The following is a 12,252-nucleotide window of genomic DNA, read 5'->3' on the forward strand; positions in this document are numbered from 1 at the left end:
CGCCGCGCTGCCGCCGGCCGACCCGGCCCTGGCCCGGCTGCTGCCAGACGCCTCCCGCCAGGACGCGCAGGTCGCGGCGGAGTTCCGCCGGCTCACCCAGGACGACCTGCGGGCGACCAAGGTCGCCGGCCTGGACCTGCTGGTCCGCACCCTGACGACGGCGCCGCCGGGGGAGCGGCCCGACCGGGTGCTCGTGCGGGTCGAGGACGCCGGGCGGTTCGCCGCGGCGATCACCGATGTGCGGCTCGTCCTGGCCGAACGCCTCGGGTTGCGCACCGACGCCGACGCCGAGGCCCTGCACGCCGAGCTCGCGGCGCCGCGCCGGCGGCGGGACCGTGACAGCCACCGCCGCGCCCTGGGCGAGGTGTACGACGCGCTCACCTGGTGGCAGGAGACCCTCATGGACGTGCTGCTCGCCGGGCTGCCCGACCCGCCCGAGCTGCCGGGCACGGCCAGCGCCTAGGCTGGCAACCATGCACGACGCGCCCATCGGGATCTTCGACTCCGGCGTCGGTGGGCTCACGGTGGCCCGTGCGGTGATCGACCAGCTCCCGCACGAGCAGGTGCTCTACATCGGCGACACGCTCAACACCCCGTACGGGACCAAACCGCTGGCCGCGGTGCGGGCCCATGCCCTGGCCGTCATGGACGACCTCGTGGACGCCGGGGTGAAGATGCTGGTCATCGCCTGCAACACGGCGTCGTCGGCCACGTTGCGCGACGCCCGTGAGCGGTACACCCAGCGGCACGGCCTGCCGGTGGTCGAGGTGATCCTGCCGGCCGCGCGGCGCGCGGTGGCCGCCACCCGGTCCGGGCACGTGGGGGTGATCGGCACCGCGTCCACCATCTCCTCGCGCGCCTACGACGACGCGCTGGCCGCCGCACCGGGCATCCACCTCACGTCCCGGGCCTGCCCGCGGTTCGTCGAGCTCGTCGAGGCGGGCGTGACCACCGGGCCGGAGGCGCTCGCGGTCGCGCACGAGTACCTCGACCCGGTGCGCGAGGCCGGGGTCGACACCCTCGTGCTGGGCTGCACCCACTACCCGCTGCTCACCGGGGTGATCTCCTACGTCATGGGCGACGAGGTCACGCTGGTCTCCAGCGCCGAGCAGACGGCGCAGGACGTGGTGCGCACGCTCGTCGCGCACGACCTGCAGCGCGACCCGGCCGCCGGGGCGCCGGCGCACCGGTTCGTGGCGACCGGGGACCCGGTGGCGTTCGCCGGTCTTGCCCGCCGGTTCCTGGGGCCGGAGGTCGGCTCGGTGGAGGGGGCGGGGTCGCTGCGATGAGGCTCACGGTGCTCGGCTGCGCGGGGTCGTTCCCGAGCGCGACGTCGGCGGCCTCGGCGTACCTCGTGCAGGCGCAGGGCGCCGACGGTCGCACCTGGTCGGTGCTGCTCGACCTGGGCAACGGCGCGCTCGGCCCGCTGCAGGCCCTCGGCGACCCGACCGCGCTGGACGCGGTGGCGATCAGCCACCTGCACGCCGACCACTGCGCCGACCTCGTCGTGCTCAACGTGCTGCGCCGCTACCGGCCGGGCGGCCCGTGCCCCGCGGTGCCGTTGTGGGGTCCGGTCGGCACCGCCGCACGGATCGCCGAGCTCGGCGGCACGGACCCGGCCACGGACTCCAGCGGTCAGTTCGACGTGCGCTGCTGGGACCCGCAGGTGCCCGTGCAGGTGGGTCCGCTGCGCCTGGAGCCGGTCGCGATGAACCACTCGGTGCCCGCGTTCGGCGTCCGCGTGGTCGGCCCGTCCGACGCGGACCCGGCCCGCACCGTGCGGCTGGCCTACACCGGCGACACCGATGCCGGGCCCGGGCTGGACGCGCTGGCGTCCGGGGCCGATCTGCTGCTCGCCGAGGCGGCGTACCACGAGGGCCGCGACGACGCGTCCCGCGGGGTGCACCTCACCGGGCGCCGGGCGGGCGAGGCGGCCCGGCGCGGCGGGACGGCGCACCTGGTGCTCACCCACCTGCCGGCCTGGAACGACCCGCTGCGGGCGCTGGCCGAGGCGCGTGAGGTCTACTCCGGTCGGGTGGACATGGCGGCGCCCGGCCAGGTCTACGTGCTCTGAGCAGCGGCGGGACCCGGCCGCCCGCCGGGTGCGGGACCCGGCCCGGAGGACTGTGACGGCGCCCGGCTAGGCTCGGTGCATGGCTTCCTCCCCCTCCACCGGGTTCGTGCGCGCCGACGGTCGCGCGGCCGACCAGCTGCGTCCGGTCACCCTCACCCGCCGGTTCCTCGACGTCGGGGAGGGCAGCGTGCTCGTCACCTTCGGCGGCACCACGGTGCTGTGCGTCGCCTCGTTCACCGAGGGTGTGCCGCGCTGGCGCAAGGGCTCCGGCGAGGGCTGGGTCACGGCCGAGTACTCGATGCTGCCGCGCTCGACCACCACCCGCTCGGACCGTGAGTCCGTGCGCGGCAAGATCGGCGGCCGCACCCATGAGATCTCCCGTCTCGTGGGGCGCTCGTTGCGGGCGGTCGTGGACACCAAGGCGCTCGGCGAGAACACCGTGGTGCTGGACTGCGACGTGCTGCGCGCCGACGGCGGCACCCGCACCGCCGCGATCACCGGGGCCTACGTCGCCCTCGTCGACGCCCTCAGCTGGGCGCGCGGGCGCGGGATCGTGCGCGGCGAGGTGCTCACCGACTCCGTCTCGGCGATCAGTGTCGGGATCGTGGACGGCACCCCGGTGCTCGACCTGCCCTACGTGGAGGACGTGCGCGCGGACACCGACATGAACGTCGTGGTCACCGGCTCGGGCCGGTTCGTCGAGGTGCAGGGCACCGCCGAGCACGCGCCGTTCGACCGCAGCGAGCTCGACGCGCTGCTCGACCTGGCGCTGGTCGGCACGTCCGAGCTTGCCCAGATGCAGCAGCTGGCGCTCGCGAACGTCGACGAGGGGTGACGATGGGCGACGCAGGCCCGGCCCGCCTCGTCCTGGCGACCCACAACCGGCACAAGCTCGGTGAGCTGCGCGCCATCCTCTCGCCGGCGTTGCCCGGGCTGGACCCGGCCGCGGTGGTCTCGGCGGGTGACCTGGGGCTGCCCGAACCGGTGGAGGACGGTCTCACCTTCGAGGCGAACGCCCTCATCAAGGCGCGGGCGATCGTGGCCGCGACCGGGCTGCCGGCCGTGGCCGACGACTCCGGGCTGGCGGTCGACGTGCTCGGCGGTGCGCCGGGCATCTTCTCGGCACGCTGGTGCGGGCGGCACGGTGACGACGCCGCGAACCTCGACCTGCTGCTGGCCCAGCTGGCCGACATCGCCGACCCGCACCGCGGTGCCCGGTTCGTCTGCGCGGCGGCCCTCGTGACCCCGGACGGGCGCGAGGTCGTCGAGCACGGCGCCCTGGTCGGCACGCTCGCCACGGCCCCGCGGGGCAGTCACGGGTTCGGCTACGACCCGGTCCTGGTGCCCACCGGGGAGCGGCGCACGTGCGCCGAGCTCGCACCGGAGGAGAAGAACGCGCGCAGTCACCGCGGCCAGGCGTTCCGTGCCCTGGTCCCGGCCCTGGTGCGCGCCCTGGGGTCGTGAGCGCCGTCCAGCTGGTGGCCGACGACGTGAGCTTCGGCTACCCCGGGCGGCCCGTGCTCGACGGGTTCGACCTCGTGGTGAGCGAGGGCGACCGCATCGGGCTCGTCGGGGAGAACGGCGCCGGCAAGACGACGCTGCTGCGCGTGCTGGCCGGTGAGCTGGCGCCGCGGTCGGGGACGGTGCGCCGCACGGGGTCGCTCGCCATGGTGGCCCAGGAGCTGCCGGTCGACGACGGTGCGACGGTCGGCTCCGTGCTGGACGCGTCCTTGACGGGGGTGCGTGCGGCCGAGCAGGCCTGGCTCCGCGCCGCCGAGGACCCCGACGTGGGCCCGCAGCTGCTGGCGCGCGCTGCCGAGCAGGTGGAGCGTCTGGCGGCCTGGGACGTGGACCGTCGGCTGGACGAGGGGCTCACCCGGTTCGGGGCCCCGCGGGACCGGGACGTCCCGCTCGCGCAGCTGTCGGTGGGGGAGCGGTACCGGGTGCGGCTGGCCTGCCGGCTGGCCGAGCGGGCCGATGTGCTGCTGCTCGACGAGCCGACCAACCACCTGGACTCCGCCGGTGTGGAGCACCTCACGCACGAGCTGCTCACCCGGTCCGGCGCACTGGTCATCGTGACGCACGACCGCTGGCTGCTCGACGCGCTCATGACCGCGATCTGCGACCTGGACCCGGCGATGGACGGGCGCCCGGCGTTGTACGGCGCCACCCGGTACGCCGACTACCGCTTCGCCAAGGAGCAGATGCTGCGCCGCTGGGCGGCCCGGTTCCGTGCCGAACGGGTCGAGGCGCAACGGCTGGCCGGGCGGCTGGACACCTCCTACGAGAACCTGTCGGACGAGTGGCGCCCGCCCAAGGGCTCGGACCGCAACCGCCGTGCCACCCATGCCCGCACGACGGTGAAGGCCGTGGACCGGCTCATCGAGCGGCACACCGAGCGGGCGGTCGCGGTGCCGCAGCCGCCGCCCCGGCTGCGCTTCCCGGACCTGCCGTCGTTGCCGTCGGGCTGGGAGGGTGGGCCGTTGCTCGACCTGCGGGCGCCGAAGGTCGCCGGCCGGCTCGACCTGCCCGGGGTGCGGGTGGAGATCGAGCCGTGCTCCCGGCTGCTGGTCACCGGGGGCAACGGGGCGGGCAAGTCGACGCTGCTCGCGGCGCTGGCCGGGACGGTCGGGCTGGACCGCGGGGTGCGCTCGCTCGGTCCCGGGGTGCGCGTGGGCGTGCTCGTGCAGGACACCGCCGCGGGGCCCGGGGAGCTGGCGGCGCTCGACCCGGTGGCCGGCGAGCAGGTGACGGTGGACGACACCTCCCTCACCGGTTTCGAGGCCTACGGGCTGCTGGCCCGTCGGCTGCTCGCGGCGGGCCGGCTCGACCCGGCGCACCTGGTGCCGCTGGCCGCGCTCGGGCTGCTGGCCGAGCACGACCTGGACCGCCCGCTCGCGCAGCTGTCGGTGGGGCAGCGGCGCCGGTTCGCGCTGGCCTGCGTGCTGCTGCCCGCCCCGCACGTGCTGCTGCTCGACGAGCCGACGAACCACCTGTCGGTCGGCCTGGTCGACGACCTCACGCAGGCGCTGCTGGCGACGTCGGCGGCGGTGGTGGTGGCCACGCACGACCGCCGGATGCGGGCCGACCTCATCGGCTGGCCGACGCTCGCCCTCGCCGACCGCTGAGACCGGCGGGGCGCCCGCCGGGCGGTGAGGCGTCGGGGCTCAGGGCAGGCGTCCGACGAACGCCATCGCCTGGCGCAGCAGCACACCCTGCCCGCCCTGCATCTCCAGCTGGACGGAGTCCTCGCAGGCCTGCTCCGGGGTGAGCCAGGCCAGCTCGAGGGCGTCCTGCTGGGGGCGGCAGTCCCCGGCGACCGGCACGACGTAGGCCAGTGAGACAGCGTGCTGGCGGGCGTCGTGGTAGGCGGTGATGCCGGGGGTGGGGAAGTACTCGGCCACGGTGAACGGCTGCGGGGACGAGGGGATCTGCGGCAGCGCCATCGGGCCGAGGTCCTTCTCGACGTGGCGCACGAGCGCGTCGCGCACCCGCTCGTGGTAGTTGACCCGGCCGGAGACGAGCGCGCGGGTCATCATCCCGGTCGCGGTGATCCGCAGCAGCAGCCCGACGGCGATGACGTCACCGGAGTCGTCGACCCGCACCGGGACGGCGTCGACGTACAGGATCGGCAGCTGGCGGCGGACGACGGACAGCTCGCCCTCGGACAGCCAGCCGGCGGGGCGATCGGGCTCGTCCGGGTCGCGCGGGAACTCGGCGGTGTCGGTCACCGGCAAGTTGTACCCCGGACTGAGCCGTCGAGGCGAAACGTGCACCCGGTCGATATACCCCACGGGGTATCGTGAGCGGGAATACCGCGGACCTCATGTGCGCTGAGGTGCGTGACCACGACCGTGAATCGAGAGTAGGACCCATGGCCACCATCACCCTCACCGGGGACACGATCGAGAAGACGATCACCGAGAACGACATCGTGTTCGTCGACTTCTGGGCCACCTGGTGCGGCCCGTGCCGTCAGTTCGGCCCGGTCTTCGAGAAGTCCTCGGAGGCGCACACCGACATCGTGCACGCCAAGGTCGACACCGATGCCGAGCAGCAGCTCGCCGCCGAGCTGCAGATCACGTCCATCCCCACGCTCATGGCGTTCCGCGACGGAGTCCTCGTGTTCCGCCAGGCCGGCGCCCTGCCCGGCCCCGCGCTGGAGCAGGTGATGACCGCGGTCAAGGAGCTGGACATGGACGAGGTCCGCGCCAAGATCGCCGAGAGCGCCGCCGCCAAGGCCTGACGCTCGCGCCGCGGTGGCACCGCCGCCGCACATACGACGCACGACGACGCCCCGCAGACCTGGTCTGCGGGGCGTCGCTGTGTCCGGGCGGAGCGCCCGGGCGTCGTGGGGCGGGTGAGTCTCGTGCGTGCGGTGTCGAACCGATTCGAGTGAGGGGCGCCACATTCGCGGTCGGTGGGGCTTGATTTCTCCCGTGATCCGCGCCTAGTCTTCGAACCGGTTCGACGATCACAGGAGCGACAATGGCGACGATCGGTGACGTGGCGAAGGCCGCGGGGGTCTCCCGCAGCACCGCCTCCTACGCGCTGTCCGGCAAGCGCTCCATCTCGCCCGAGGTGGTGAGCAAGGTGATGGCGGCCGTCGAGGCCCTGGGCTACGCGCCCAACGCGGGGGCCCGGGCGCTGGCCACGTCGCAGACGATGGTGCTCGGCCTGCTCGTCCAGTTCCTCCAGGACGAGTTCGCACCCGCGATGCTGCAGTACATGCTCGGCGTGGCCGACGTCGCCCGTGAGCTCGGCTACGACATCCTCATGGTCACCGAGCCCGACGGGGCCCGGGCGCTCAAGCGGATCACCGACCAGCGCATGGTCGACGGCGTCGTGCTGCTCAACGTCGCCGACGACGACGACCGCCTGCCGGTGCTGCGCGCCGCCCCCCAGCCGGGCGCCCTCGTCGGGCTGCCGCTGGACTGCACCGGGCTGGACGTCTTCGACCTGGACTTCGCCGAGGCCGGTCGCATGATGGTCGACCACCTCGCCGGCCTCGGGCACCGTGAGGCGGTGCTCGTGCTGCAGCCCGAGCACGTGCTGGTCCGCGGCGGCGGGTACGTGCGCCGGCTGCGCGACGCGGCCGTCGAGCAGGCAGCCGTGCGCGGCCTGCTGCTGCACGTCGAGCACGGCGAGTCCCAGCAGCCGGCCGTCGGCGCCCACCTCGTCGACCTGCTCGACCGCTACCCGCAGGCCACCGGTCTGCTGCTGCACAACGAGGCCGCCGCCGCGGCGCTGCCCTCCGTGCTCAACGCCCGCGGTCTGCAGGCACCGCGCGACCTGTCCGTCGTCGGCCGCTACTCCGACGAGTTCGCCCGGACGTTCTCGCTGCCCTACTCCTCGATCGAGAGCGCACCCGACCGGCTCGGCCGGCTCGCCGTCCGCCAGCTCGTGCGTCGCATCGAGGACCCCACGAGCCAGGAGCCGTACGTCGTGCGGCTGCTGCAACCCGAGCTGGTCGACCGGGGCAGCACGGCCGCCCCGCAGGCCTAGTCGAGCCCCCGGCCGGGACCTGCCCGTCCGGCCCGACACCCGCCCCGAGCGTCCCGGCTCGGGTCGGAGCATCGCCCATCCCGTTTCAAGGAGGAAACATGAGGAAGTCAGCCACATGGCGCGCCGCCGGTGCGGTCGGCGCAGCCGTGCTGCTCAGCGTGGGAGTCACGGCCTGCTCGTCCGGCGGCTCGTCGTCGTCGACGACGACGGGTGCGAGCGGCGGCAGCTACACCTGGTGGGACCCGTACCCGCAGCACGACGAGAGCTCGAGCTGGGCCAAGCGCGTGCAGACCTGCGGTGACGAGGCCGGTGTCACCATCAAGCGCACCGCCTACGACACCACGGCGCTCACCAACCAGGCGCTGCTGGCCGCGCAGGAGGGCACCTCGCCCGACGTCATCCTCATCGACAACCCCGCGGTCTCCACGCTCGCCGACACCGGCATGCTCACGACGACCAAGGACCTGGGGCTGGACACCTCGGCGATCGACGCCAACCTGCTGGCCGCGGGCCAGACCGGGTCGGACACCTGGGGCATCCCGATCGGCGCCAACACCCTCGCGCTCTACTACAACAAGACGATCCTCGACGCGGCCGGTGTGGACCCGTCGACCGTCACGAGCTGGGACTCCCTCGACGCGGCGCTCGCCAAGATCAAGGCAGCCGGGCACAAGGGCATCACCTTCGCCGGCATCGGCACCGAGGAGGGCTCGTTCCAGTTCCTGCCGTGGTTCTGGGGTGCGGGCGCCGACCTCACCACGCTCGACTCGCCTGAGGCCGTCAAGGCGCTCAGCCTGTGGACCGACTGGGTCAAGCAGGGCTACGCCCCCAACTCGGTGATCCAGAACTCCCAGAACACCACCTGGGAGGAGTTCCTCACCGGTGACTTCGGCTTCGCCGAGAACGGCACCTGGCAGGTCAACTCCGCCAAGTCCGCGAGCTTCCCGACCGGCGTCATCACGCTGCCCGGGGTCACCGGCGGCGCGGCACCGGCCCCCACCGGCGGTGAGTTCATCGTCGCACCGGTGCAGAAGGACACCGGCCGCTACACCGCGACCAAGAAGATCATCGACTGCATGACGACCACCGACGGGTTCGTCCAGACCGCCGACACGTTCGCCTACTACATCCCGCCGACCACGGACGGGCAGGCGGCGCTGCTCAAGGAGCACCCGGAGCTGTCGACCTGGGTCGACGCGGTCAAGGCCGCCAAGGGCCGCACCAGCGACGACCTGGGCACGAAGTACCCGAAGATCTCCGAGCAGCTGTGGACCGCCGTGCAGCAGGCGCTCAGCGGCTCCGCCTCACCGCAGGACGCACTGACCAAGGCCCAGGCCGCCGCCCAGAAGGCGATCGGCTGACCAGCAGCCACCGGTCACATGCGCGGGGGACCTGAAGGAGGACGTCCGAGATGAAGCACAGCACATCGCCCGTCAGCTCGGGCGTCCTGGCCCCGGAGGCGGCGACCGCCGCCTCCGGGGCACCCCCGGGGCCACGCCGGGCCGCGCACGGGATGCACGGCCCGCGGTGGGCGGCGCTCGCCTTCGCCACCCCGCTCCTGGTCTACCTCGTCGTGTTCTACGCCTACCCGTTGTGGCGCAACGTCGACCTGGCGCTGCACGACTACACCCCGCGGGCGTTCGTCCGCGGTGACGCGAAGTTCGTCGGCCTGAAGAACTTCGTCGACGTCATCACGTCCGACACGTTCCGGCCCGCGCTCGTGCACACGCTCGCGTTCGTCGCGGTCTCGCTGGTGTTCCAGTACTCGATCGGGCTGGCGCTCGCGGTCTTCTTCCGCCAGTCCTTCCGGCTCTCGGCGGTGCTGCGCGGGATGTTCCTCGTGCCGTGGCTGCTGCCGCTCATCGTCTCGGCCTCCACGTGGGCCTGGATGCTCAACTCCGACAACGGGATCGTCAACTCGGTGCTCGTGGCCTTCGGCGGCGACCGGGTCAACTGGCTCACCGACCCGCACCTGGCGCTGTGGTCGGTCATCATCGCCAACATCTGGCTGGGCATCCCGTTCAACCTGGTGATCCTGTACTCCGGGCTGCAGAACATCCCCACCGACCTGTACGAGGCGGCCTCGCTCGACGGCGCCGGCTCGTGGGCGACCTTCTGGCGCATCACGTTCCCGCTGCTCGCGCCGGTCTCGGCGATCACCCTGCTGCTCGGGCTGATCTACACGCTCAAGGTCGTCGACGTCATCTGGATCATGACGACCGGCGGACCCGGTGACTCGTCCATCACCTTCGCGGTGTGGTCCTACCGCGAGGCCTTCGGCACCGGCCAGCCCGCCTTCTCGCCCGCAGCGGCCATCGGCTCGCTGCTCATCGTGCTCGCGCTCGTCTTCGGGTTCGTCTACCTGCGGCTGCAGCGTCGACAGGAGGAGTCATGAACGCCCGTCGGTCGGCCTGGAAGACGGCCCTGGGGGTCGTCCTCACCGCGATCATGCTGTTCCCGGCGTACTGGATCGTCAACGTGTCGCTCACCAAGACGAGCGACCTGCGCGCCAGCCCGCCGCACTGGTTCCCGTGGGACCCCACGCTCGAGGGCTACCAGGCCGTGCTGCGCGACCAGCTGCCCAACCTGGGGACGAGCGTGCTCATCGGGCTGGGCTGCGTGCTGCTCACGCTCGTCGTGGCGGCGCCCGCCGGGTACGCGATCGGTCTGCTGCACCTGCGGGGCTCCGGCACGCTCAACTTCCTGCTGCTCGTGGCGCAGATGATCCCCGCGGTGACGATGGCGATGGGCTTCTACGTCATCTTCATGCGGGCCGGGATGCTCAACACGGTCGGCGGGCTCATCATCGCCGACTCCACGATCGCGGTCCCGTTCGCCGTCCTGCTGCTCACCACGTTCATGTCCGGCATCCCGCGCGAGCTGTTGCAGGCCTCCCGGATCGACGGGGCCGGGGTGTGGCGCACGTTCACCTCGATCGTGCTGCCGATCAGCCGCAACTCGCTGCTCACCGTGTCGCTGTTCGCGTTCCTGTGGGCGTGGTCCGACTTCATCTTCGCGTCGACCATCAACCGCAACGGCGCGCTGATCCCCATCACGCTCGGCATCTACCACTACATCGGCAACAACACGACGCAGTGGAACTCCATCATGGCCACGGCAGCCGTGGCCTCCATCCCGGCCGCGGTGCTCCTCGTGGTCGCTCAGCGCTACGTCGCCGCCGGGGTCACCGCCGGCGCGGTGAAGGACTAGGCAACTCGTGACGACGTCCCTGCCCACCCCACCCACCACGTCCGGCCCCGCCGTCACGGCGACCTCGGCCCGCCCGGTGATCCCCGCGCACGGGACCCGACGTGGGGTCTCGCTCACCGAGATGGTGCTCACCGACGGCTTCTGGGCCGGCCGGCAGCAGGTCAACCGGGACGCGACGCTGCAGCACTGCGTCGACTGGATCGAACGGCTCGGCTGGGTCGAGAACTTCGACAGGGTCGCGGCCGGCACCACCGGAGCGGACCGACCGGGCTGGCAGTTCTCCGACTCCGAGGTCTACAAGCTCATCGAGGCGATGGCCTGGGAGCACGGACGCACCGGCGACCCGCAGGTCGAGGCCCAGCTGCTCGCCCTGGTCGGGCGGGTGGCCGCGGCGCAGGACGACGACGGGTACCTCAACACGTGCTTCGGGCACCCGGGTCGCCCGCCGCGCTGGTCGGACCTCGAGCAGGGGCACGAGCTGTACTGCGCGGGCCACCTCATGCAGGCCGCCGTCGCGCGGCTGCGCACCGTCGGGCCCGACCGGCTCGTCGAGGTCGCCCGCAAGGTGGCGGACAACGTGTGCGCGACGTTCGGCCCTGCGGGCCGGGTCGCGGTGTGCGGGCACCCGGAGGTCGAGGTGGGCCTGGCCGAGCTGGGCCGGGCCCTGGACGAGCCGCGGTACGTCGAGCAGGCGCGGCTGTTCGTCGAGCGGCGCGGGCACGGTCTGCTGGGCCCGATCCCGCTGCTCGGCCCGGCGTACTTCCAGGACGAGACGCCGGTGCGCGAGGCGCAGGTGTGGCGCGGGCACGCGGTGCGCGCGCTCTACCTGGCCGCGGGTGCGGTCGACGTGGCTGTGGACGGCGGTGACACCGAGCTGCTGGCCGCCGTGCGCGGGCAGTGGGCGCGCACCGTCGAGCGGCGCACCTACCTCACCGGCGGTATGGGCGCCCACCACCAGGACGAGGGTTTCGGGGAGGACTGGGAGCTGCCGCCGGACCGCGCCTACTGCGAGACCTGCGCGGGGGTCGCGTCGATCATGGTGTCGTGGCGGCTGCTGCTCGCCACCGACGACGTGCGGTACGCCGACCTCATCGAACGCACCTTCTACAACGTGGTGGCCACCTCGCCGCGGGCCGACGGTCGGGCGTTCTTCTACGCCAATCCGCTGCAGCAACGGGTCCCCGGCCTCGACGTGCTGCCGGACGCGGTCAACCCGCGCGCCGAGGGCGGGGCCCGGGCGCCGTGGTTCGAGGTCTCCTGCTGCCCGATGAACGTCGCGCGGACCCTGGCCTCGTGGCAGGCGTACGCGGCCGGCGTCGACGGCGACACGGTGACGTTGTGGCAGCACGCGTCCGCCGACCTGCACGTGCAGCTGGCGGCCGGCGGCGAGCTGGGGCTGCGGGTGCGCACCGGGTACCCGGTGGCCGGTCGCGTCGAGGTCGAGGTCACGCAGGCGCCGGACC

At 73.1% G+C, this 12,252-nt stretch carries 13 protein-coding genes; 12 read left to right on the forward strand and 1 reads right to left on the reverse strand.

The features are described from left to right. The 6 genes from F2B26_RS10615 to F2B26_RS10640 all read left to right on the forward strand — a co-directional run. Positions 1-463, forward strand: a 463-nt coding sequence (locus F2B26_RS10615; protein WP_159809132.1) for a DUF2017 family protein, incomplete at its 5' end; no start/stop codon positions are given. Between the two features lie 10 nt (positions 464-473). Beyond that, entirely contained in the window at positions 474-1,289 is an 816-nt protein-coding gene (gene murI, locus F2B26_RS10620) for a glutamate racemase (RefSeq protein ID WP_159809134.1), read from the forward strand. Beyond that, entirely contained in the window at positions 1,286-2,074 is a 789-nt protein-coding gene (locus F2B26_RS10625) for an MBL fold metallo-hydrolase (RefSeq protein ID WP_159809136.1), read from the forward strand. Before murI ends, F2B26_RS10625 begins: the two co-directional genes overlap by 4 nt. Before the next feature lie 79 nt (positions 2,075-2,153). Further along, a complete protein-coding gene (gene rph, locus F2B26_RS10630; protein ID WP_159809138.1) occupies positions 2,154-2,909 on the forward strand; it encodes a ribonuclease PH in 756 nt (251 codons plus the stop codon). 2 nt (positions 2,910-2,911) lie between these two features. After that, the gene (rdgB, locus tag F2B26_RS10635) at positions 2,912-3,538 is read left to right on the forward strand and encodes an RdgB/HAM1 family non-canonical purine NTP pyrophosphatase (protein WP_159809140.1); all 627 of its coding nucleotides are present in this window, start codon (positions 2,912-2,914) and stop codon (positions 3,536-3,538) included. Continuing rightward, complete coding sequence (locus F2B26_RS10640) at positions 3,535-5,202, forward strand: ABC-F family ATP-binding cassette domain-containing protein (protein WP_159809142.1); 1,668 nt, start codon at positions 3,535-3,537, stop codon at positions 5,200-5,202. The genes rdgB and F2B26_RS10640 overlap by 4 nt, the downstream gene beginning before the upstream one ends. A 39-nt stretch (positions 5,203-5,241) precedes the next feature. On the opposite strand, the gene F2B26_RS10645 is transcribed toward F2B26_RS10640, so the two are convergent. Beyond that, positions 5,242-5,805: an NUDIX hydrolase family protein gene (locus tag F2B26_RS10645; protein WP_159809144.1), complete on the reverse strand. Its 564-nt coding sequence runs from the start codon at positions 5,803-5,805 to the stop codon at positions 5,242-5,244. Between the two features lie 95 nt (positions 5,806-5,900). Here F2B26_RS10645 and trxA point away from each other — a divergent pair, with 95 nt between their 5' ends. The 6 genes from trxA to F2B26_RS10675 form a co-directional block, all read left to right on the forward strand. Next, on the forward strand, positions 5,901-6,320 hold the full coding sequence (trxA, locus tag F2B26_RS10650) for a thioredoxin (protein WP_328698672.1): 420 nt from the start codon (positions 5,901-5,903) through the stop codon (positions 6,318-6,320). A 242-nt stretch (positions 6,321-6,562) separates the two neighbouring features. Then, complete coding sequence (locus F2B26_RS10655) at positions 6,563-7,579, forward strand: LacI family DNA-binding transcriptional regulator (protein ID WP_159809148.1); 1,017 nt, start codon at positions 6,563-6,565, stop codon at positions 7,577-7,579. A gap of 98 nt (positions 7,580-7,677) precedes the next feature. Next, a complete protein-coding gene (locus F2B26_RS10660; RefSeq protein ID WP_159809150.1) occupies positions 7,678-8,940 on the forward strand; it encodes a sugar ABC transporter substrate-binding protein in 1,263 nt (420 codons plus the stop codon). A 50-nt stretch (positions 8,941-8,990) separates the two neighbouring features. Further along, positions 8,991-9,974, forward strand: a complete 984-nt coding sequence (locus F2B26_RS10665) for a carbohydrate ABC transporter permease (protein WP_159809152.1) — start codon at positions 8,991-8,993, stop codon at positions 9,972-9,974. After that, a complete protein-coding gene (locus tag F2B26_RS10670; RefSeq protein WP_159809154.1) occupies positions 9,971-10,789 on the forward strand; it encodes a carbohydrate ABC transporter permease in 819 nt (272 codons plus the stop codon). Before F2B26_RS10665 ends, F2B26_RS10670 begins: the two co-directional genes overlap by 4 nt. 7 nt (positions 10,790-10,796) lie before the next feature. Beyond that, on the forward strand, positions 10,797-12,252 hold a 1,456-nt coding region (locus F2B26_RS10675; RefSeq protein WP_328698671.1), incomplete at its 3' end, for a glycoside hydrolase family 127 protein.

Source organism: Cellulomonas citrea, from assembly GCF_009829685.1.
Classification (GTDB): Bacteria; Actinomycetota; Actinomycetes; order Actinomycetales; family Cellulomonadaceae; genus Cellulomonas; species Cellulomonas citrea.